Source organism: Enterocloster aldenensis (genome assembly GCF_003434055.1).
Lineage (GTDB): Bacteria > Bacillota > Clostridia > Lachnospirales > Lachnospiraceae > Enterocloster > Enterocloster aldenensis.
Genome location: NZ_QVEX01000001.1, coordinates 193965 through 217570 on the forward strand (window position 1 = coordinate 193965; position 23606 = coordinate 217570).

The 23606-nt window shown below is 42.0% G+C and carries 21 protein-coding genes; 4 read left to right on the plus strand and 17 right to left on the minus strand.

Features of this window, described 5'->3' with window-relative positions:
- Window positions 1-43: 43 nt before the first annotated feature.
- The 5 genes from DWX59_RS00835 to DWX59_RS00855 all read right to left on the minus strand — a co-directional run bounded on the left by DWX59_RS00835 (window position 44) and on the right by DWX59_RS00855 (window position 4230).
- Window positions 44-1219: a sugar ABC transporter substrate-binding protein gene (locus DWX59_RS00835; RefSeq protein WP_117555410.1), complete on the minus strand. Its 1176-nt coding sequence runs from the start codon at window positions 1217-1219 to the stop codon at window positions 44-46.
- Window positions 1220-1329: 110 nt separating this feature from the next.
- The gene (locus DWX59_RS00840; RefSeq protein WP_117555411.1) at window positions 1330-2106 is read right to left on the minus strand and encodes an SDR family oxidoreductase; all 777 of its coding nucleotides are present in this window, start codon (window positions 2104-2106) and stop codon (window positions 1330-1332) included.
- A 32-nt stretch (window positions 2107-2138) separates the two neighbouring features.
- Window positions 2139-2639, minus strand: a complete 501-nt coding sequence (locus DWX59_RS00845; RefSeq protein WP_166460139.1) for a secondary thiamine-phosphate synthase enzyme YjbQ — start codon at window positions 2637-2639, stop codon at window positions 2139-2141.
- Between the two features lie 17 nt (window positions 2640-2656).
- A complete protein-coding gene (locus DWX59_RS00850) occupies window positions 2657-3379 on the minus strand; it encodes a triose-phosphate isomerase (RefSeq protein WP_117555414.1) in 723 nt (240 codons plus the stop codon).
- 47 nt (window positions 3380-3426) lie between these two features.
- Complete coding sequence (locus tag DWX59_RS00855; protein WP_117555416.1) at window positions 3427-4230, minus strand: sugar phosphate isomerase/epimerase family protein; 804 nt, start codon at window positions 4228-4230, stop codon at window positions 3427-3429.
- A 397-nt stretch (window positions 4231-4627) separates the two neighbouring features.
- Here DWX59_RS00855 and DWX59_RS00860 point away from each other — a divergent pair, with 397 nt between their 5' ends.
- Both DWX59_RS00860 and DWX59_RS00865 read left to right on the plus strand, forming a co-directional pair.
- The gene (locus tag DWX59_RS00860) at window positions 4628-5680 is read left to right on the plus strand and encodes a LacI family DNA-binding transcriptional regulator (protein WP_117555418.1); all 1053 of its coding nucleotides are present in this window, start codon (window positions 4628-4630) and stop codon (window positions 5678-5680) included.
- 50 nt (window positions 5681-5730) lie between these two features.
- Entirely contained in the window at window positions 5731-7236 is a 1506-nt protein-coding gene (locus DWX59_RS00865) for an FGGY-family carbohydrate kinase (RefSeq protein WP_166460140.1), read from the plus strand.
- Window positions 7237-7370: 134 nt separating this feature from the next.
- Here the strand turns inward: DWX59_RS00865 and DWX59_RS00870 are convergent, their stop codons facing one another.
- The 3 genes from DWX59_RS00870 to DWX59_RS00880 form a co-directional block, all read right to left on the minus strand.
- Complete coding sequence (locus tag DWX59_RS00870; RefSeq protein ID WP_117555422.1) at window positions 7371-8150, minus strand: GNAT family N-acetyltransferase; 780 nt, start codon at window positions 8148-8150, stop codon at window positions 7371-7373.
- A gap of 9 nt (window positions 8151-8159) precedes the next feature.
- Window positions 8160-8426, minus strand: a complete 267-nt coding sequence (locus tag DWX59_RS00875; RefSeq protein ID WP_117555424.1) for a DUF3795 domain-containing protein — start codon at window positions 8424-8426, stop codon at window positions 8160-8162.
- Window positions 8427-8552: 126 nt separating this feature from the next.
- Window positions 8553-9344, minus strand: coding sequence for an RNA polymerase sigma factor (locus tag DWX59_RS00880; RefSeq protein ID WP_117555426.1), 792 nt, complete (start codon window positions 9342-9344; stop codon window positions 8553-8555).
- 739 nt (window positions 9345-10083) lie between these two features.
- Between DWX59_RS00880 and DWX59_RS00890 the strand changes: the two genes are divergently transcribed.
- A complete protein-coding gene (locus tag DWX59_RS00890) occupies window positions 10084-10632 on the plus strand; it encodes a TetR/AcrR family transcriptional regulator (protein ID WP_117555430.1) in 549 nt (182 codons plus the stop codon).
- A 313-nt stretch (window positions 10633-10945) separates the two neighbouring features.
- Entirely contained in the window at window positions 10946-11356 is a 411-nt protein-coding gene (locus DWX59_RS00900; protein WP_117555432.1) for a DUF2871 domain-containing protein, read from the plus strand.
- A gap of 883 nt (window positions 11357-12239) precedes the next feature.
- Here DWX59_RS00900 and DWX59_RS30210 read toward each other — a convergent pair.
- The 9 genes from DWX59_RS30210 to DWX59_RS00945 all read right to left on the minus strand — a co-directional run bounded on the left by DWX59_RS30210 (window position 12240) and on the right by DWX59_RS00945 (window position 23544).
- Window positions 12240-12356, minus strand: a complete 117-nt coding sequence (locus DWX59_RS30210) for a putative holin-like toxin (RefSeq protein WP_370804823.1) — start codon at window positions 12354-12356, stop codon at window positions 12240-12242.
- Window positions 12357-12909: 553 nt separating this feature from the next.
- Window positions 12910-13380: a type III toxin-antitoxin system CptIN family toxin gene (cptIN, locus tag DWX59_RS00910; protein ID WP_117557141.1), complete on the minus strand. Its 471-nt coding sequence runs from the start codon at window positions 13378-13380 to the stop codon at window positions 12910-12912.
- A 475-nt stretch (window positions 13381-13855) separates the two neighbouring features.
- Window positions 13856-15490: an ATP-binding protein gene (locus tag DWX59_RS00915; RefSeq protein ID WP_117555436.1), complete on the minus strand. Its 1635-nt coding sequence runs from the start codon at window positions 15488-15490 to the stop codon at window positions 13856-13858.
- Window positions 15491-15502: 12 nt separating this feature from the next.
- The gene (locus tag DWX59_RS00920; protein ID WP_147325726.1) at window positions 15503-16702 is read right to left on the minus strand and encodes a DUF4297 family anti-phage-associated protein; all 1200 of its coding nucleotides are present in this window, start codon (window positions 16700-16702) and stop codon (window positions 15503-15505) included.
- A gap of 40 nt (window positions 16703-16742) precedes the next feature.
- On the minus strand, window positions 16743-17765 hold the full coding sequence (locus DWX59_RS00925; RefSeq protein ID WP_117555440.1) for a virulence RhuM family protein: 1023 nt from the start codon (window positions 17763-17765) through the stop codon (window positions 16743-16745).
- A gap of 32 nt (window positions 17766-17797) precedes the next feature.
- The gene (locus DWX59_RS00930) at window positions 17798-19546 is read right to left on the minus strand and encodes an AIPR family protein (RefSeq protein WP_117555442.1); all 1749 of its coding nucleotides are present in this window, start codon (window positions 19544-19546) and stop codon (window positions 17798-17800) included.
- Window positions 19547-19603: 57 nt separating this feature from the next.
- On the minus strand, window positions 19604-22675 hold the full coding sequence (locus DWX59_RS00935) for a type I restriction endonuclease subunit R (protein WP_117555444.1): 3072 nt from the start codon (window positions 22673-22675) through the stop codon (window positions 19604-19606).
- Window positions 22675-22992, minus strand: a complete 318-nt coding sequence (locus DWX59_RS00940) for a GNAT family N-acetyltransferase (protein ID WP_207660388.1) — start codon at window positions 22990-22992, stop codon at window positions 22675-22677. The genes DWX59_RS00935 and DWX59_RS00940 overlap by 1 nt, the downstream gene beginning before the upstream one ends.
- Window positions 22993-23070: 78 nt before the next feature.
- A complete protein-coding gene (locus DWX59_RS00945) occupies window positions 23071-23544 on the minus strand; it encodes a restriction endonuclease subunit S (protein ID WP_166460141.1) in 474 nt (157 codons plus the stop codon).
- Between the last annotated feature and the right edge of the window lie 62 nt (window positions 23545-23606).

Genomic DNA, 23606 nt, shown 5'->3' on the forward strand with positions numbered 1-23606 from the left:
CCACCTGTCCTTTCCTATGGCTACCTGGTAAATGCCGCATGGGTTATTTCCCTTCTGCCTTCAGGGCAGCCACACCCCAATGGCCATCTTCATTTACATTGCTGCTGTCCAGGGCATAGGGAGGAACCTGAAGGATCGGACCGGTCTCTCCATCCATGAATTCAGCTGTCTTCCAATAGAAATCCTCATTGGTATAGGTTCCGGAAGTGGGGACCGGCTCACCCTTGAAAATATATTGTACCAGCATATCAACTGCCATTGGCCCATATGCATATGCATCTTCTACGATAATTGCATCGTAATACCCTTCCTGAAGGTACTTCACGGCGTCTGGCTCCCCATCTCCCGTAACAAATATCACATGATTTTCATCCCCCACCGGGTACCACATACCGGCAATCTGCATGGCTTCCGCACATCCCAGGCCAGGATCATCCGACGGGCAGTGCACTGCATCGATTTCCTTATCATATTTGGCAATGACATTGGTCAGGGCTTCCTGGGATTTGGAGCGCTCACCTTCTCCAGGCACTTCAATCTTCTCAATGTCCGGATACTTAGCCATCACTGCGTCAAAGCCGTCCTTACGGAGGCGCCAGCACTCGGAGCTCATGGCTCCATACACATTGACCACGCGGCCCTTAGGTGAACCGTATTTTGCTTCCAGGGCTTCTACAATCCGCTCTGCTGCCATTTCCCCGCATTTTAAGTTGTCAAACTTGATGGAGCAGTCCACCACTGCCGTGGAAGCAGGGTTATCCACCATGACCACCGGAATCCCCGCTGCCACCGCCGCATTGGCAGCGTCATTGAGGGCGTCCGAGTCAACGGTATTGGCAATAATCGCCTTCGGATGCTTGGAAATGAAATTCTGCATCTGGTCATTCTGAAGTGTGGAGTCGTTGTTGCAGTTAGCCACTTCCGGCTGATATCCGGCTGCGGTGATTGCTTCCTCCACCTTCTGCTGCAGCGCCACATGGAAATACTGGTTCATGGTTTTCTGGGTATAAACAATTAGTCCTGAATCTCCGGAAGCATTATCTGCAGCCGGGACCGAACCGGACTCAGAGCCGGCTTCTGAACCGGTCTGGGCCGTTGTCTGGGCGCTTTTAGACGTGGATGTATCTGCGCCTGCATTGGCAGCTGTCCCGCTTTTGCCACAGGCGGTTAAACTTGTAATTGTCATGATTGTCATTGCCATACATAATATTTTCCTCATAATTCCCCTTCTCCTTTATATTGGATTCCTTTGTGTCTGATTTCTTATCATTACAAAAAACGGTTTGTTCCCCAAACATTACATATCAATTTTTACAGCTGCATGTTACATCAGAAACAGGTGTATGCGCCGTCCACGCGGAAATCCGCGCCTGTTGTGTAAGAGCTCATATCACCTGCCAGGTATACGGCAATGGCCTGCAGCTCCTCCGGCTTCCCCATACGGTGGACCGGAATCAGTTCCTCCCACTTTCCAATTAACGGAACCAGCCCGGGGTCATTAAGCGTCATTTCCGTGGCCATATAGCCGGGGCTTATGGTGTTGACCCTTACATTCTTATCCGCCCACTCCACAGCCATGTTCCTGGACATTGCAATGACGCCTGCCTTGGATGCCGCGTAGGAACATTCCTTTTGCGGGATGTTGGTGATATGGGCGGACATGGAGGCCGTGTTAATGATAGAGCCGCCGCCCTGCCGGATCATTACCCTTCCGGCTGCCTGGGCGGTCAGGAATGTTCCGTTTAAATTGACCTGGATGACCCGGTCCCAGTCAGCCAGGTTGTCATCCTCCACCGGGACGCCATGACCGATTCCCGCGTTGCAGAATGCCACATCCAGCCTGCCGAATGCTTCCAGTATCCGGGCCATCATATCATCCACTTCCTGCGGTTTGGTGATGTCGGTCTTAACCGCAATTGCCTTGATGTGGTTTGCAGCTTCAATCTCCCGGGCAGTCTTCTCTGCCTCCTCCAGGTCCACATCCACAATGGCAACATCCGCTCCTGCCTCTGCCAGGGCAATGGCAATGCATTTTCCGATTCCGCGTGCGCCGCCTGTTACAAACGCCTTTTTTCCGTCCAGCCTCATTTTCTCAAGAATTCCCATGATTACTCCTCCTCGTCTTATCCATATATGATTTATTCCCCTACTACCTGTACCCGTACCTTACGTTCCCTGGCCCTTGTCTGGTCCATATCTGAAAAATATATACGCCCGAATTCTCCCAGCGTCATCTCCCCCTCAACTAACGGAATGTTCTCGGAACGGCCCAGCAGCACGGAACGCAGATGACCATCCGTGTTCAGGAGCCATTCTGACTTCTCATCCCTGAGTTCCATTGCATTCTTTGTGTGGATTGGTCCCGGATGTAGATACTGGCCTTCATTCTGGCAGGTGGGGAACAGTTTCTCCATGGCATTGACCATATCCTGCAATATCAATGGCGTATGCCAGTAGGTTACATCCTCCGAGTCCTCCTGAATGAATATACAGCAGCTTGTATGCTGTGAAAAGACATTCACCAGCCCGTTGCGTATGCCTGACTGTTTCACAATATCCTGTACCTTTTCCGTCACATCCTCAAAACTTACCCTCCTGTCTGTCTCAACAGGAATGATTTCATGATATACCGCCATCATCCTCCTCCTTATCGTCCTCAGTCCTGGCATGGGCGTGTCTGATGCCGGGCAATCCACGCAGCTGCTACGGAGGCAATCATTTTCTCCATCATTTCACATGGATTGTCTGCCTTCATGATCCCGCTGGTGGAGCCGGTTGCATCCGCTCCTGCTTTTATGACCTCATATACATCCTTTTCATCACTGATTCCTGCGCCGTGCAGTATCATCATTCCAGGCGCCACCCTGTGCACTGCCTGGTTAATCCTGGCTATCTCCTCCATGTCCCCGGGTCCTCTGGCGCCTTTTCCAATCAGTCCCGGGGCTTCTGCCAGTATCATATCAGGCCCCAGGGAAGCAGCTGCCGCTGCCTCCTGCGGCGTTCCCGCACACACCAGAGCAGCTAACCCCACTTCCCCCGCCCTTTCAACCGACCTGCGGATTTCATCCAGGGTTAAGGGCCTCTCCGCATGATTTAGCAGGACTCCCACCGCACCTGCCTCCTTAAGGGCTTCCGGCAGCACGGCCCCTATCCCCTTGCCAGGATAGACCGGGTCCATATGCTGGGCAAATACCTTGATGCGGCTGGTGGCTTCTGCTATGGGCCGGATATCCGTGTACTGGGCTGAAAAAATAATATCCACCTGGTATTTCCTGCTGGCCCGGTCCGCCGCCACGGCCAGTTCCAAGGCCTTCTTTCCATATATGTATGTCTTGGGACCTATTTCAAAAAATGGTTTCCTGATTCTGAAGCCTTCCATATTGTAAATCCTTCCCTTATCTTATACCTGCAGGTCCGACAATGTTTTTATACAATCAGCTTCCTTAGGAAATCAGCCGTTTCAGGCAATGTCACCGCCGGATTCCCGCAGGTGCTGCACTCCAGGTTCACAAACCCCTTGTACCCCACTTCCTTAAGCGCATCAAAGCAGGCCTTCCAGTCCGTCATCCCATATCCCGGAAGCAGTCGGTTGCTGTCGCCCAGATGGACATGTTTTATGTATTCCCCTGCATACAGGATACTTTCCCTGTAATCCGTCTCCTCAATGGACATATGGAAGAAATCCGCCAGGACACCGGCCTCCTTTAAGCCAAGGGACCCAACTATATCCCTGCAGTCCCTGATGCTGTTTAAATAGGGACTTTCGTAGCGGTTGATTCCTTCCAGGAGCATTTTCCCTTTTGTGCCTTTTAAAGGTTCCGCCAGTTCCCGGTACATCTCACAGAACTCCCGTTCTTCCTCCTTTCCCATCTTTGTATATGGATGAAAAAGTGGCAGCGGGGACTGTGGGCCATATTCGAATTCAAGCTCAGTCACAGCACCAATCTCACCGCTGATCCTGGCAGCCAGCTTATACATGTCCCTGCTCTTTTTCCTTATGTCAGGGTCCCTGTCCATCAGATGCCCATATATCCCATCTCCAAAAGCAAACTCACAGGGAACCACTCCTGTGCATTCCTCCAGGGATAAAAGCTCCTGGTACAATTCCTGGTTCCAATCCACATAATCCACAAAAACAGCAATCCCTTCATATCCCCACCGGCTCAGGTTCCTGGCCTTTTCCGTAAGGCTCTTTCCCGGAACCATGGTACTGGTACACGATAATCTCATGAATCTCCCTCCTAATTTACAACGTTGTAATTATTAATCAAAAAATTTTGGCTCATTGAGCCTCCGTTCAAATATTTCAAACGTTGTAATTATCATATAATTGCATGTCGTATTTGTCAATAGATTTTTGTTTTTTCTTTTTATTTTGTACATTATGCTTTATTTTCTACCATATTTTCGTGCAAATAGCAGAAGTATCCTTGATTATAATGGATTTACAACTGGTATATTTTCAAAAATTTTTAATATTCTATAAAACGACTATTGACAACGTTGTAATAAAAGTGTAAGCTGAAACCAATGAAATCATGTTACCATAACCATGTTACATAAATAACAAAGGAAAGGGGTGAATTTATGTATTGCAGCAGATGAATCTGCACAATACATTCATCTTATGGCCGATACCGCTTCTAATAAACCTGTTACAATTAAATCCATTGCCAAGGAACTGGGAATATCCTTCTCCACTGTCTCCAAGGCCCTTAACAACAATCCCCTGGTCAAGGAGGAAACCCGCAGACTGGTCCTGGACACAGCCAAGGAAATGGGCTACACCCCCAATTCCCTGGCCAAGGGCCTTCGGAGCAATTCCACCAAAACCATTGCCGTTATTTTCAATGATATTGAGAACCCTGCCCTGACTTATATTTTCCGCAATATCTCCATCGAAATGGCCAATCACGGATATACCACCATGATATTTGATTCCCAGTTCAGTGAGAAGCAGGAACTTGCCAATATTTTAACAGTCTTATCGCGGCAGCCGGACTTTGTCATATTGGAGCCAACCACCACCAACCCCAAGAACCTGAACCTGCTCTCAGGCATTACCCAGAAACTCATCCTCCAGGGCGCCCGCTATGAATCCGTAAACTGCCATCATGTGCATGTGGACTATGCTCAGGGAGGTTATATGGCTGCCTGCGAAATGCTCTCCAAAGGCCATCGGGACTGCCTGGTCATTACCACTCCCCTGACCATCCCCATCAGCAGCCAGTTTGTCATTGGAATCAAACGGGCGTTTGAGGAGTACGGGGTTCCCTTCCATGACAATATGATAAAGGACACCTGTAACTCCTCCATCATGGGCGGATTCCAAATCATGAATGAACTATGGGACCATGAACTGGGATGTTTCAGCGTGCCGTTCACAGGGGTCCTGACTTTTGATGATACACTGGCCCACGGAGTCTATAAGGCAGCGTCCCAGTTCGGCCTGCGGGTGCCTGAGGATATCAGCGTCATTGGATTCGATGATAATCCTCTGTCGGCATTTTCCATGCCTCCCCTCACCACCATCCATCTTCCCAGGGAAAAAATGGCAGAAAGCTGCATCAGCATATTAAATGCTGTCCTGCTTGAAAACAGGACCGATACCTGCGTGTTCTCCCTGGAACCGTACCTGGTTAAACGAAGCTCTGTATATAATCTTTATAAGAAGAAATAATGCGGGGGCTGGTCAGCGCCCCATCATCATGTTACAGGAGGATTTGGGTTATGAACATTATTTCCATTGATTTAGGCACCACCAACATTAAAGTCTCGGTCTATGACCAAAAGCTTCACCTGATTGCCACTCTTTCAGAAACCGTCCAGTATGACAGGAATGGGAACTTTGTGGAATTTGACAGCGACAGGTATTTTCATTCCATCGAAGATATGATACGCAAGGCTGCCGGCACAGGGAAGGATGCCAATGCAGAGGATGTTGTACAGATCATACTGACAGGACAGGCCGAGTCCCTGATTCTCCTGGGTCAGGACAGACAGCCCATCCATCCGGCCATCTCATGGATGGATATGCGTTCCGGCAAAGAGTGCGCCCAGCTGTCTGGGCATTTTCCAGCTGACCTGTGCTATCGTACCACCGGACAGCCGGAACTGATTCCCACCTGGCCCATTACCAAGATGCTGTGGATGCGGGAACACAAACCTGAAGTGTTTAGGAATACGGCCCATTACCTTCTTTTAAAAGATTATATCATATTCCGGCTTTGCGGCCGTATGGCCGGTGATTATTCCATTTACAGCTTTTCACATTATTTTGATATTATCCGGAAATGTTACTGGGAGGACATCTTAAGCTTCTGCGGCGTGAACCTGTCACAGCTTCCGGAGCTGCTGCCGCCCTGCAGCATTGCGGGAACGCTGCTTCCAGGACTGGCCCATGGCAATGCAGGCCTTACTTCTGACACAAAGATTAACGTAGGGACGCTGGACCATTTTGCCGGAATGATCGGAACCGGCAATATCCAGGAAGGGCTGGTCAGCGAGTCCGCAGGCACAGTGCTTTCCATTGCAGCCATGGTCCGTGAACCCCTCTTTGACGACAGCCGCCTGCCGCTGAACTGCGGTCCGTTTCCCGGAACTTACGTATTGCTGCCTGTATGCGAAAGCGGCGGCTTCAGTTTGGAATGGTATCGGAATACATTCCTGAAGGACGTATCATTTTCCCAGATAAACCAGATGATTGAGGCGCGTCCGGACAAGGTGCCCCCGGTATTCCTGCCATATCTTACCGGCGTCAATTCACCTGACTTTAATGAAAATGCTTCCGGCGTTTTCTTTGGGCTCCATGCATCCCATGACCAGTATGACCTTGCCCTGGCAATCATGGAAGGGGTTGCCTGCCTGTTAAAAAAGAACCTGGATTACATGATAAGGTCCGGAATCCCTGTCAGCAAAATCATATCCACTGGCGGAGGCGCCAAATCCCCGCTCTGGACCCAAATCAAGTCCGACATCACAGGGCAGGTAATCGAGGTACCGGAAAATGAAGAAGCCCCCTGTCTGGGAGCCGCCATTATCGGTGCTGTTTCGGAAGGTTTCTTTCCTTCTTATGAAGATGCGGTTAAGGAATGCGTTTCCATCAAAAAGAGATATGAACCTTCCAGCCATGAAAAATATGAGAAAACATATGAAGTATTTGAAAACGTGTATGATGCACTGGCCGGGGCTTACCGTATGGATGCGGTCAGGCGGGAGCCTGGCCCGAATCATTAAAGTAAAATCAATCCGTTCCGTAAACCACCCATATCCGTTTTCTGCTAGAGTGTGTTTGAAAATTGCTTTCCGCCAGATGTGCATCAGAGGCGTGTATGTGAATCTAATGTGGATAATAGGTACTGCTTACTGCATTACTTGCGCATAGATGTACTGGAGTGGATAAGGAATGCCGTATATGGGCGGTCGTAATGGTACCCCAGTTTTTCTGCCAGTGCGGCCGATTCCAGATTGTGCGCATCCCAGCTTGGATATATACCGCGGGCAAGGCATTCCAGAATCAGCCTGGCACCGCATGCATATGCCAGACCCATGCGCCGGTATTCCTCCCGGGTATCGATTTCTATCTCAATCCCCTCCTGATAGGCAGTATAGGAGGACGCGCCGGAAACCGGCTGTCCGTCCTTTAACGCCACGACTCCCAGCCCAAGCCTTTCATACATTCCATAATCCGGGTATTGGGAAACCAGGTCCCGGCTCCAGGCGTTTGATTTGCACATGTTATATAAATCCTCATCAATCATCCTGATGGTAAAACCAGGCGGAAGTGACAAAGCAGCCTGTCGGAGTTTTGACTGATTAAATACATCCGGCTCTTTTTTAATTGCATGGCGGGTTATCTTTTCTGCCTTGGTTCCGTAACACGATTCAATCAGACCGGACCAGATGTCATTTTGAGGTACCATTATGACTTCGTCATGGCAGCAATCCGGTCTGTACAGAACCAAATCACGGTTTGGGACTCCTGCCAAAAAGCAGAAATCCCCCAGAACAGCCATTGCTGACATGGGACGTTCCCCATTGTCCGCATAGATTTCCCCCATTATCCCCTGGAGGCAGGACCAGATTATGGTTTCATTCCAATGGTCAAAAAGCAGATTGGCTTTTTGCGGGATGTCCAATTTAATAATCATGACGCCACTTCACTCCTTCTTTTCACAGGCCCACTGCCTGCATTGTTCTAACTTAGGCGCCGGGTCAAATCCTTCTTCCACTCCCATGGTTGACAGCATTTCACAGGGGAACCCACCACATTCCCCGCAATGGTCCAAACCCTTGGATTCACAGCATGATTTGACGCCGCAGACGCCTCCCCAGAAAGGTGCATCCATATTGATACACCCCTTGCAGTTAACAGCCTGTTTCCTTCCGCATGAATCACAGCATACCCCACATCTTGACTGAAACATTGTTCATTCCTCTTTTCTCTTTGTATTTTTGCTTGGAAACTCCTCTTTGTGTATGTTTTTTCCTTACATAATAAGAGATGACACTTTTAGGCAAAAGTCCCGGACAGTACGGATTTTATATTAATATCATGAGGAGGCCGGCTCATACAGCAATGCGGCTATCTTCTCAAACCATTCCTGTGGAGGTCTCTGTTCCGGCAGATTATGATAATAGTAAAGCATTTTCCTGCCAGTTTCAGGGTCGTGGACATATCCCTTTTCCTGATAATTCAGATACGCTTTCTTTTGCCTGAGTTTTTCCTGGAACGTATTCCTATCCTTCATGAACTCAATCCAGGCCGTGCATTGGCAGGGATTATGGATATCCATGAAGCTGCAGTGGTCACTGAAAAATGATTCCAGGTTCATCCTGGCACGGTACAGCAGCCCCTTGACTGCTTTGGGTGTCAAATCAAGGATTTGTGCTGTCTCATTGATGGATATGCCAAACATATCAATCAATGAGAAAACCATCCTCTGGTTCAATGTCAGTTTCCGCGTCATGGCAAGGAAACAGCCGTCCCGCAGGTTAGCAACTTCCTCCGCCGCCTGGATTTCATCAATGGGCAGCGGCCTGGGGTCCACCAGGAATTCCCCATCATGTTCCAGCTCATCCATACTCTCTGCGTAACCCATGGCCCCGCGCTTTTCTTTTCTTAGCATCATACGGAATTCGTTGATGCAGATGGTACGGAGCCATGATTTAACGGCGTCTTCGTTCTTTACCTCAGAGATGTGGGCCCAGGCCTTGATGAAGGTTTCCTGGGCTAAATCCTCAGCTTTGTCCGGGTTGGCTGAGAGTTTGCGGGAAAGGTTGTAGATATAGGAGGCGTATCGGGTGATGATTGATTCGATGGTGAGGGGGGTATGGTTGTCCATTTATGGTTCCTTTCCACTTTGATGGAGGTTTTTTTGTTTTTTGGGGTATAAAGGGTGGACTGCGGTTGTTCTTTTCTACAATATATAACTTATTATGGGAAATGTCCATTCTTTTTCATTTGGGGCAGATGGGTGGGATGTGTAGGCTAAGTGAACCTGTTATTCCCTTTTTCCGGTTTCTAATCAGCCCCATTTAAGACTATTCCAATAAAGGGCATGAACAAAAACAGCTTATGATTTATTTGTATCGGGTCCCTGGTATTTGGACTACATCTGCCTTAATATGCAGACCTACATCTATTATAGCACAGGAGTTACTTTTATCTGAAGATACTCCATCCACCTGCAGATGACATGATACTCCTTATAATCCTTTTCATTGGTGACTGTTTTTCCGTCCATCTGGAATAAAAATATGAATGAGGCGCAGGATTAGGTATCGTTCCTCTCTTTCCTGGCAGTAACGCCCATATTCATAATATTTCATGGAGTAACATGGCCTACCCGAGAGAGCCGTTATTCAATGCCATACCGCCTTCCATAAACTACCATGTATAAAAAGTATCTTCACTTTTACCATGTACTATATGATTTCCGATAAAAATAGTTGGATTTTCTTTTTACATTAAACCAAAAATGAATTATTTATGAACGTGTTCAAATAAGATTGACAACGAATCATTTAAATGTATATAATATAAATGAACCTGTTCACAAAAGAAGAAGAAAGGGGGATTTAATGAGAAGGAAAGATGATACCATGCGTGATACGTTGTTGAATTCAGCGCGTGATATAGCAGACACAGAAGGTATTGACGCTGTGAATATCCGTTCCATTGCCAAAAGGGCTGGTATTGCAAGCGGAACAGTCTACAATTACTTCTCAAATAAAGACGAGATTCTTCTTGCCCTGACGGAAGAATATTGGAAACAAACATTGCTTGAAATGAAAACTAAGATTACCTCCGATTCTTTTTGTGGTCAACTGGAAGAAATATACTCTTTTCTTAAGGGACGAATAGAGCAATCCGCCGGAAAGCTCATGAATAGTCTTAGGAATGTGGAAACAGCAGGACAGATTCGCATGATATCCATGCAGACAGAATTAGAAACGGCTATCATTCAGAGTATGGAGCAGGATGCAGAGATTCGCAAGGATATTTGGGACGAAACATTTACAAAAGAAAAATTTGCACACTTTATTACGATGAACATAACAATGCTTTTAAAAGCACGGGTGCCTGACATTACCTTTTTTATCATTATTGTCAAGCGTACCATCTATTAAAAAGAAACCGTCCGCCCCTTTTGTTTGGAGTGCTTAGCAATATACCTTTCGCAATCATGGGAATTATCATTATTGTCATTTTTGCACAGGAAGCAAAAAAAGCAAAAGACCCTGTATTCCGGTTTATGCCTTTGGCGGTTACGCTCCTGTTCGGATTCTATCATCCGGTTGTCCTGTTCAGCGGGATTGCCCCGACCGTCGGCTTATTTATAATTCCGTAAACACTGGCCTATGTTTGGATTGTCTGGATGTGTTGGAAACTTTACAGACAATTTAAAATACAAAAGAAATGATTTAGAAGGGAGAACCTATAATGGTCAAACGATATGCAAATATGGCTGTGGTTTATGCAGTTATTGCCATGATATTCGGCGTGTTTTACAGGGAGTTTACAAAGTTCAATCACTTTACCGGACAGACAAATCTGTCTGTCATGCACACGCACTACTTTTTGTTGGGAATGTTCTTCTTTCTTATGCTGATGCTGGCTGAAAAAGTCTTTTCCTTTTCCGACCAGAAGACCGGTAAACTCCTGATTGCTTACCAGCTTGGTCTGAACATCACCGGCCTTGGTTTTCTTATGAGAGGATTGACGCAGGTGTGGGGAACAACGTTAAGTAAAGGATTGGACGCTTCTATTTCCGGGATTGCAGGAATTGGTCATACTTTCATGGGCATCTGTATTGTTCTTTTGTTGCTGAAGATTAAAAAGAGCGTAAATTAACAGGATGATACTATGAAAAAAATAATTCCCCATGTATCTGCTTTTGATTGCCGGGATTGTCTGGGTGTTCGCAGGCGGAAATATACTGCGGATTGGCATACCGGATTTCGCACAGAATTCGCAGTCTAACCTATTGTATCTGTTGGGGGCTGCCGGCATTTTCCTTATCTTTATGACACTGATTTTTATCGGCTTGTGCAAAAACACAACGCCCGTATCATGGCCATGAAGGATAAGAAAGTTCCATTTTATCAATTTTTTGTCCGTAAAAATTACTTGGTTATAATTTTATGATTACAGGCGGTCTGGTCCTGCGAAGTGTCCATCTTTTACCGGCAATCGCAATCGGTGTTTTATATTGTGGAATTGGCACCTCATAATAGGGAGCGGGAGTTTTGTTCCTTCAAAAATTTATGACAGCTTTAAAAAATCAATAATAAAGAAATCTGGCAGAAATATAGGGAACTGGGTTAGGTTCTAAATCAAAGGGTATTATTGATGCGGTTATAAACGCCACACACAAAGAGCCGGAAAGTCCGTGAACATCTACCAAAAACAGACACATTTCAGGAAAACGTACACTATCTGACTTTACTGTTTACCGTGCGAAATTAGCTGATAATTCATTCAAGGGCTGCTTCGTGGGCGGCGGCTAGAAATGAGGGCAGTTTTGATGGATATAAGGTGAAAAATAGATATATTTCTCTCTCCGGCGTGAGGATTTAGGCGGAAATTCCAAAGAATCACTTGAATTTAGAAAATGGATTGATTATAATAGAAGTGTAAAAGAAAGCACCCACTCCAAAAGTGGATGCTCCCAAAATGATTCGTTACATGTCCTTACGGACACCGCTCACTCTGTGGATCAGACAGGGTGAGCATTTTATTTACGCTTATTTCTCTTATCGAGAAAGGCGATAATCGCTACAATCAAGCTACCAAAGGACATTAGTAGAGCCAATATCCCTATGAAGATTGAAATAATCTCGTATGCTGTCATGGGCGCTACCTCCTTTCCTATGTATTCCGGCAAGCCGGTTCCTTAGGGTTGGGAGGTTGCCACTCCTGTCGTGAGTGCTTTCCTAATACCCATTTTAGCACAAGAACATATGTTTTTCAAATTTGTTTTTATCTTCTGTGAGATTTGTTATGTTTTATATCATGCAACATAAGACGCTTGTAAATACGTTATTTCCGGGTGTTTTTCTTTTTAATTTTTCTTCCTGTTTTGCTCTTTCTTCTTTTGAAAAGCAGAGAAAACAAAGGGAAAACGGCAGATGGAACTGGGAGTGAAAAACCGGAAAATAAAAAGCAGAAGTACCGGGATTGTTAAGTCCTGATACTTCTGCTTATGTTTTACTTTGTTCTATTTTCGACCGGATAAAAGGGTGAGAACCGGTGGGAAGTTAACAACTATTCAAACTCGGGTGCGGATAGGATAATCTAGGTGCTTTTCAGTACACATTTGTATCGTTTTGTGTTCATATTCTCTAAATTTTATCTAATATTTTTCTTACATCAAATTATTAGAGCCAAAATAGAGCCATGAAACACTATTCTTTCTGCTTTAATTTTTCCAATATTGATAGCACATCCGGTTGTGTAGGCATAAACTTCACACCACGCTTTAACATTCCCAACACTTTTCTTGCTTTTTGTTCGATTACCTTTGCCGTATGCTCACTAGTCAGCATCAAATGATTTCCGGCAATCGTATACTCACGTTCTATGTATTCCTCTGTAATCAGGAACATATCTTGTATTAAAAATACACTTTCTCTACTATCGTCCAGTTTCACAATATGTAGAATATCGCAAGGCTTCCCTGATTGTTCTTTCTTCTCTATTATTTTCCGAAACTTATCTATTCTGCTAGAAAGCGGTATCATCCAATAAATTCCCGTAGCAGTATCCTCAAAACAATAATAATGCGGTCTATTACCTGCCTTATTCCCCTTAAGGTATGGATCAGGCATATCTTCAAAAAATCTCTCCTTTATGATATAAAACCCCGTTTTCTTCATTTGTTCCATCCTCTCTGCCGAAATATGGAAAAAGTCCCTCGCCTTTCGGCGAAGGACTAAACTTTCAACCCAACCATTTATATACCGCATATCGGTCAGCGGTAAACTCTCAACCCGACCATTTATATACCACATATCGGTCAGTGGTAAACTTTCTTTGTACCAATATATTAACAAGTACAAAGCGGAAAGTCAATAGAACTATCCATTAAAATTATATGCTGTTTGCACAAAATTATTCCAGTTCGCAAAATACTTTTTCATTCTAACTAATTTTGTATGGGCGTTTTAGTTTTATTTGATTCCGATTAGCTTGGTTTGTCCATAATGCATAGGTTATCCGAGCTTGTGTTATCAATTTGTTATCACGAAAATGTTATCAAGCGTATTTTCGCACTACCTATTACTCTTTTGTATCCTAAAATTCACACCTGACATTCTCAATGTGATTTCCACATCAAAAATAATATTCAGATTATTTCTCCCATAAATCCTTTACGGTTTCAGCCTCAAAATCAATCCAATTATGTTTCCAAAGCTGATAGTAGGGTATATCGTTAGAAGCTGGAGACGGGCTACATCTATCAATTTGTACGATTGATGGAAGAACAACTGCATCTCCAATTAATAGACACTCACCAGCCCTTAAAGATGGCATTTTATCAACAAGTCCCCCTAAAGTATCTGGCAATAAACGTTTCACATAATTTTGGTCATTAGGGTTAGTCAGTCTAAGTGCCAAAAAGTTATTACACTGTGAAAATATTGTCTCAGATATTTCAGAAGGGCGCTGACTAGCCAATAACAACGATACGCCATACTTTCTTCCTTCTTTTGCAATTCTCTCAATGGATTCCTTTGAAGCTCTGTATTTAGCCATATCACTATTTGGCACATACTTATGTGCCTCTTCATAGACTAATAATAGCGGTATATTATTTGTTTCCTCTTTTTGCTCACGCACTTTTTTATAATAGTATCCAAATTCAAATAGAATGCGTGAAATTAACGAAACAGTAATACTCAAAACTTCAAATGGTATCCCACTTAAATCCAATACCGTAATATTGGACTTGTCCTCTGCATAACCAATTAATTGCTTTAAAGTTTCTTCCAGCGTAGTATGCTTAGACGCATCGCCTAAAAGAAAATCCATTCGCTTATCGCTCAGCTTATTTTCCAATCTACTTACAAAATTTGATAATTGTCCAAACAGCGGACCTTGTTTTAAGCCGTTTTTACCTGGAACCATTTCTTCGTTTTTTTCTTTTGCAAACTTCAAAACCTCATCCATATCAAAATATAATGGTGAATCAAAATGAATTCTATTTTTCAATTCTTCTCCACCTGAAAAATGTACTTTCCTACTTGCAATAACCGCCTCTTTAAAGACATTTCTCTGGTTATGATCGTTAGCTTCCGTATCAATAAACAATTCCTGTAGTTCATCACTATTTAATAGCCAATACGGAAGGACTAAACTATTAATATCTATATAATTAGCATTTGGAAATGCAGCCTTATACTCAGAATGAATATCAAAAATCACAATATGAGAATTATTAAGTCCGCTATATTCACCATCCTTAGCCTCAATCGCACTTTGCAATATCTTTGCTACTGTGTGAGATTTTCCTGACCCTGTAGACCCAACTATCGCTATATGTTTATTAAAAAATCTATCTCCATCAACAGGAACTGTAATATCCTGATTTGTTGATAATGTTCCGAACGAAAACTTTTGTTCTTCTCTAAGTGATTCAACATAGATTTTTCTAATATCATCAGTCGTAGCCGGCTCGACTTTCTTCGGAGGAATAGCTATTGTATCTCCACCACGTTCAAATTTTCCATCTTTTAACAGCCCCAAAGGATTAGCTTCCAATACATATTTTCTTGTTGCTTCTCCATTACTATCTACCCCAACCTCTATTGTAAAGTTTTCAATCATTGCCATCAATACAGCGTTATCATTGTCACAAATTCTAAGATATGATCCTACTTTCAGCTTTTCTTCGGCCAACTGAAAGTCCTCTAGGTCATCAACTAAAATCTTAACTTTATTGGGATGCACCGAAACCACTTCGGCATTAATCTTTGTATCATCCATATATGTATCTCCTTATATCATTTTAAGTATACTTTCCGTTGTAGGAATCTGAATATTATATAATGCACTTTTATTTGTCTCAAAGAATGGCTCTGACAAGTAAAATTGATAAATCTCTTTTTTTCTCTTTTGAACTTCCAATGCCTCTTCTATCTGAGAGAGTTCATTAACAATTTTTACATGTATTTCATTCCTGTAGTCAGGTGTTTTAATTAAAGATTCCGGATTAAATTCTGCACCTAGATAATCATATCCATCACACAAGACAATCCCTTGCATCGATAATCTTTTTTTGATAGCTATCAATCTATCGAAGTCTATCCCATGCAAAAGGACATACGGGCAAAATGGTTTGGGCGTATTTTTTGATAACTTACTCCAATTTTTGGATATTTTACTAATAAGCCTAACCACATCCACATCATCAATTAACCCATCACATTCAATAAGAAAATATCTATCTGAAGGAGCTATATTGATTTTTGTGAAATATTCGCTCTTTATTCTATTGCAGAACTCATTCAAACCACGAAATTGTAAATACCAGTTATCAAACAGCATTTTCTTATTGTCAATGCGGCTAACAAACTCTCTTTTTCTTATTTTCCTATTATCCTCGTTTGATGAAGTTGCTAATTCCTTTATTACTCTCAATGCATTATTGTAATAATAAAGCTCTGACTCAACTTTACTGCAAGAGAACAATATGCTAATTCCATCAATAACACTCTTTTCTAAAGTCTCATACTTTTGTGCTTGGACATCTATTTCAAGCCTTGAAATAAAATCTTCAATCTGTTTATCTGTAGCATGCAATTCATCATGAAGAACGTGCCTTTTCTTTTTCTCCGAATAAGTGAAAAACTTCTGTTTTACAAAATCAACAGTCAATGGCAATACTAACTTTGATTGTCCCGATTCATATGTACCATACAGCTTATATGAAATATAGCTATTCTTAGTGGTGCGTTCCATATAATCTTCAAACATGAGACGTACTGGTTTAGCAATCACTGAATGGTTATACTCCGTCTTAGAATAGTACTTACATTGAATTGCAACTTTTTCATCTCCAGAGGCAACATCAACATCTTCAATACCTTCAATTGTGATTTCGCTATCATCATTTCTGTCTAAGATACACAAAATAGAATAGTTAAACTGATAATAGTATCCTTTTATTGTATCAACAGCATCCCTAGTATTAGCCATACGTCTCACCATCCTTTTATCTACATATTTCAGATGCATATCATAATTTACTGTTTCTTGTTTTCTTTTTAGCTTCCTTCTCAAGCGATTTGATGCTTCCAAGATAAGCTTCTTCTACTGGTGCAATCGTAATCTCCTGATACTTTCTGTATTCTTCTGTCGCTTTCGTAATCGCCTGCTTATGGCTCACTTTACCAGAACCCACAAGAAGCTGACGATTTCCGGATGAAAGAATGGAATCCAACTGTTCAACATAGTCATTCATGTACATTGGCTTATGCTCAATCGCATTGATTTCAGCCAAATCAAAATAACCGGAAACAAGGTTGTTCAGAACTTTAAGTTCTGCTTCCGAGAGATAATTCTTTGCAATACTGATATCCTTCAATGCCGGTAGCTCCCCTGCAAAAGAGGTAAGCCCCATGAATGGCTTTTCTGCATCAGCTCTCTCGTAGATAACTTCTGCTGCTGTATGTCCATGAGCAGCAAAATGCAGCTTGTTCTGAACGATTTTGAAGAACCGGATAGAATCTTCACTATTAGGATTGTAATCTACACTGGTAGCATACAAATCAAGCACCTGGCGATAAAGGACTTTCTCTGACGAACGAATATCCCTGATGCGGTCAAGTAATTCTTTCCAGTAACTACCTCCGCCATTTCCTTTGAGGCGTTCATCATCCATGGTAAAGCCCTTTATCATGTATTCTTTTAATCGCTCTGTTGCCCACTTTCTAAATTTTGTAGCTACAGATGATTTGATTCTATATCCAAGGGAAATTATCATATCAAGGTTATAAAATGGCAGTTCTCTTGCTACCTGTCTATTTCCCTCTAATCGAACCTGTCGGAATTTCCGACAGGTTGATTCTTCATCCAATTCTTCCTCATCGTAAATGTTCTTAATATGCTCTACAACATTTGTACGAGAGGACTGGAACAATTCTGCCATCTGCTGTTGCGTAAGCCAAACCGTTTCATCTTCCATTCGCACATCAATATGCGTCAGTCCATCATCTGTTTGATAAATAATCACTTCGCCTTTATTATCTGTTGAATCCATTGCTACCTCCTATTGATGTGTGTGAAACTTAATTAATCGGCAGTCCATCTAGCCTCGAAATCTTCCGCACTGAGCTTCAAATTCTTATTCAAGTTATCCAAAATATCCTTTCCACCTGGCACCATCTTGAAAGTAGCCAGTTGGTTTCTAATAGCATTTCTGATATCTTTCAATGAACCTTTAGCCTTAATCCAGTTCTGTGGACTAAAAATTCTATTATTATCCGTTGCCTCTGTAGAAGCATTTTCAAATGCCATATTAAGGCAGCTTCCTGCCATATCAACAACAGTGTCTTCTATTCCGTTATCCTTCAAAAGCTTAAGGACTTTTGCTGGATCAGGCACGCCTTCAGCCATCTTGTTAACTTCACTTACAATAGCTGAAATAGCATACAAATGATGATGTGGTGCGTAGGACTTCATAGCTAAGAGTGATTCGTTCAATCCCATAGGATTATCACTTGTCCATTTCTGAATGACAGCTTTGTATAGCTCATTTAATGCCTGCATCTTCTCTGGTGCATAGTCTTTATAGAACAATTGATTGAAATACTTATCAAATATTTTCGTCTCACTATAAGAGATTGTAGGTCTTTGAGAATGCCACGCAATTAACTGTTTGCCCAAATCAGTCAAGTTGACTATGTGATTCGTATTATATTTTGCTGGATCAGCAGTTTCTCCTCGTTTGGTTACGAAATATCCGTCCGTATAGCACTGCTCATACGCTTTCTTCATCAGCAATACTGCTTTATCATTGCTTCTCAAGTCTCTTGCTTTTACTGCGCTTTGAGAGTTTGTGCAGTTACTGATTCTATCTGCATTTTCAGAATCTGAAATCTCATAGAAACGGAACATAATGTATCCATCGTTATTATTTCTCACAGATTCGCTACAGCTATAAATTGTACTTAATGACTGGCATCCATTTACAACATTCAATTCTTTGACGCTTAGGATATCCTTGTCGATATTTATTTTGGAACATATTGCTGTTATACCATTATGTAGGAAAAAGAAATCCTTTGCATCGTTCTTTAATGTTTTAGCAATGCCCTTATTAACCTTGTTGCTTGTTCCAAGTGATTGGCGCACATTTTTTCTAAATAGGCTTCCGTCTTTTATGCCTGGAATCTTGATACATTCTTTTAATGGCAAAGCAACAATTACCGCTTTTGTTCCGCTCAAATCCAGTTCCATATATTTCCCATTTTCCACCTTGAATTCATGGTTAATATAAGGACGATTCCGATTGATTGCTTCATCATACTTAAACTTTAGCGAGTCATTATCAACCAGCACAAGGTTTGCACTCAGGTTATCGCTCTCTGCCAATTCTTTCTGAAATGCTGCCAAGTCTTTTTTCGCATCTTCAGTCAGTTCTGATGTCGTAATCAATTCAAAACAGATTTCATAATCATCTTCCATCGCTGCAGCCAGTTCATTTATCTTAACCTTCAGCTTTTCATTTGCTGCATCTTGCAATTTCTGCAAATCTTTTATCTGTACCCATGAAGAAAGCACCTCTCTCAATGGTTCCGCATTAACGGTATCCCCAGAATAAAATTTTCCCTGGATAATGTAGATCATCGAAGATTGATTATCGATGTATACTGCATCAATCTGTTTATCTCCGGCCCCATCTGTAATGCAGTCCTTCGCCTCAATCGTATCCAAATTATGAATATTTCTGAGATACCAAGCAACAAATCTCTGTCCATCATTCGGATAGTTCTGAACATAATAATCTTTCTTGATGTCTTCTAATATTTTTTGATACATACTAATGCTCCCTTCATGTTGCACAATCACTGATAGTCAAAGACCATACAACTTTTATTATTTATCTTTTCCGTATGAAGTTGGGTCTTCCGCCACCATCGCAAGTGTCGGCTTAATATCATCATACCGAACAATCTTTTTCTTCAATTTTTGATAAAGCACTTCTCCAATAGTAGACATTACTTGCTTCATCATGTCTGGGTCAGAGAACATTTTTACAAAGAAATCATCGTTCTGCTCATATCTGCTTGCAGCCATTTCTGGGAAATCTTTTTCGAACAACAGCATGAAAGTTTTGAAGTCATTATTCTTTGCATAGCTCTTCCATTTTTCTTGCGTTGCATAATCATTCTCAATCTGCAACAGCACTTTATCCATCTCAGTGAAGTTGGTTCCATACTTCTCGTTAATCTTGTCAATGATGATTGTCAGTGGGTCTTTCTTCTTTTCTTTTCTGCCAGACTCTCCGGTAATAGGTCTGAACCCTTCATCAGTAGGATTTAATTCAATACCGCCTTCAAAATCTTTTTCCAGTCGATAGTATTCAAGAAGTACTTTGTCATCCACATCAATGCTTACGCCTTGTCCTTTAGGCAACTGCATATATAGGAATTTAGCGTAGACACTAAACTTATGAATGTCCTTATCAAATAGCCTGCACACCTGCGTTATGAAAGCATATATTCTGTTGAAACGAGCAAGTGTTGATTTAAACAAATCTTTTCGTTCATCTTCCAATGCATTGAAACGGTCAATTGCAGGCTGTATCTGGCTCTGTAGCTTTCCTAAATCGCCTGCATTCTGATTATTGTTTGAGAAGAATACATCGGCAAACTTTGAGATTTCCATTTCTTGATACACATGAAATTCATCAAGTGTATTCTTCAAATCGTATACCACATTTGGATTAGTCTCTTGCTCCAGAACTGTTTCTTCATAGTATGGCTCAAAAGATTTCTGTATATCTTCTGCTGAATTAACAAAGTCGAGAACAAACGTATCCTGCTTTCCACGCATGGTGCGGTTTAATCTGGAAAGCGTCTGTACTGCCTTAACACCAGATAACTTCTTATCCACAAACATTGTATGAAGCAAAGGTTCATCAAAGCCAGTCTGATATTTTTCTGCAACAATCAGCATACCGAATTCATCTGTATGGAACGCTTCCGGCAATGCTTTCTCTTTAATGGTCTCTCCATTCTTATTCTTGTTCATCTTCTCTTCCGTGAAGGTCTCTCCACCATCTTCTATCTCGCCAGAAAAGGCAACAAGTACATCAAGATCAGAATATCCTTTATCGGCTATTTGTCTCTTAAATTCTTGCAAATACCTTACTGCGTGTAAACGAGAAGGGGTAACAATCATTGCTTTTGCTCTGCCACCAATCTTGTGCTTGGTGACATTCATGAACTGTTCCAACATAACTGTTGTCTTCTGTGAAATATTATGTGGATGCAGCGTTTCAAAATTGCGAATTGCATTTACTCCTGCAACGGTATCAAGTTCCGGATCATCAGGAATAGACTTCACAATTTTGTAGTACATCTTGTATGTCATGTAGTTTTTCAAAACATCGAGAATGAAACCTTCCTCGATTGCCTGGCGCATAGAATACACATGGAATGGGTGGTACTTACCATCCTTATCCCGATTGCCAAACATATTCAAAGTCTTGTCCTTTGGTGTGGCAGTAAACGCAAAGAAAGACATATTCTCATGAGAACCTTGTGATGCTAATTCATCAAGCAATTTATCCTCATCGTCTTTGCGTTTACTCTCATCTTCGTATTCCATATCAGCATATTCTTCGAGAATCTTCTCAGTATCTGCCAATGCTCTTTTCAGCTTCTTAGCAGCATCACCAGTTTGGGAAGAATGTGCCTCATCTATAATAATTGCAAATCGCTTATTGCCAGAGTTCACTTCTTTATAAATAACTGGGAACTTCTGCAATGTGGTTATAATAATCGGAACACCATCGTTGATTGCTTCTTTCAACTGCTGTGCGTTCTTGTCTATCTTCTTTACAACACCTTCTACATGGTCTAACTGATAAACCGTATTTTGAAGCTGACTGTCCAAAACTCGTCGGTCTGTAACGATAATAGCGGATTGAAATATTTTCTCGTCATTATCATCATGTAGACCAGATAGTCTATATGCTAACCACGCAATGGAGTTGGACTTACCAGAACCGGCACTGTGTTGTACCAGATAATTCTTGCCAGCTCCGTTGTCCTTAACATCTGACAGTATTTTTATGACAACATCAAGCTGATGGTAACGAGGGAATATCATGCGTTCAGACTTGATTTCGCCTGTTTTCTCGTTCTTTTCAACTTGCAAGTGCAGATACTTATGAATGATTTCAAGTAATCTCTCCTTGCAGAGAACAGATTTCCACAGGTAATCCGTATCGTATCCATCTTCATTAATTGGATTGCCCTGTCCGCCAACATTTCCAGCACCATTACTACCTTGGTTAAATGGTAGGAAGTAGGTTCTATCTCCTTCAAGCTTTGTTGTCATATAAACACGAGATAGGTCAACAGCAAAATGTACCAGGACACGCTCTTTGAAGGCAAATATAGCGTCTTTTCCAGCTCTATCGAACTTATACTGTGCAATCGCATTTGCTGTATTCTGTCCGGTAAATTGACACTTTAATTCCATTGAAACAACCGGAATACCATTGATAAAAAGCACGATATCTATACTGTTCTCATTGCTCAATGAATAATGCAACTGTCTGGTGCAATGCAGAACATTTGCTTCATACTGTGTAACTGTAGTTGGATTGATACCAGTTTCCGGCTTCCAGAAAACTGCCTTGAACTTGATACCTCTATCTGTAAATCCCTGACGAAGTACACGAAGCAAGCCAATCATTTTCACTTCTCTGCAAAAGCGATCAATGATGGTCTTCTCACTGTCAGTGCCGTATATCTTTACATAGCGTTCCCATGCTTTTGGCTGGCTCTCTTTGATAAAGGACAGGAGTGTTTCTGTGTCCAGTGCCAGCTTTCTATCGAACTGCTGAGGATTGCCTTTTTCATATCCACCCTGGGTAATCAGATATTCTTCAATATCCTGTTCAAAGCGTTTTTCTTTCACATCAAAATCTGACATTAGCAATTCACCTCCGTAATTATTTTTCGTATTTCCCCATAATAACAGTCTTTTGGTTCAGGAAATTCAGTGATGATGAATCCAAACTTTTCATAAAAGTGGTACAATCTTCCCTTATGGTCAGCATCTACCAAGGATAGATTTCCATGAATTAATGTATAGCCGTTCTCTTTGGTATACTCAATTAGTTTTTTCATCATCAAAGAGCCGTAACCTTTATTGTAATTACGATTTTGTGTATGAATGATATCCCCAATCAAAATTGAACGATCTGATTCAATAACACATTGCATTTTAGAAACCATCTTATGCTTCACAAAGCATTGAATCATTAGCAGGCAGTCTGATTTAGACATCTCAATTTGTGGCGGTTGTGACTTGAAAAAGAGCATAAATCACACCTCTTTCTTCCCAGTAACAACTTCATAGATGAGAGATTTTTTATATTCTTGAAGTCTTTCAATTATTTTCTGTTTCTTGACTATATTCTCATCAAGCAATTTACATTTTGAATTCAAATAGTTTACAATGTCCAGCTGCTCGCTTTGACTTGGATATGGAATAATAAAGTTGTTCAATGTCCGTAATGAAACATTTGCTATTGTTGAACCAAGCAGACTTAAATCCATTATTAGTTTTGCTACATTGCTTTGTAAATAGTAACGCAAATATTCCTTGTTTTCAGATTGGTTGAAGGTAATATATCCAGCACTTTTTCCCAACAATACTTTTTCCCCTTGGTAGAATGATGTTTTTCCATAAGTAGCTCCGTTGAGGGTTATAAATACTGTATTTTCCGTTAGCAATGGCAATTTGTAATTAGACAATTCTTCATCACTAACCGTATTGGTGCCATCTTTAAATACCAAAAACTTCTCACCAATATGACATACTTGTTTGTGAAGAGTTCAGTTGCCTTGAATTTCACACG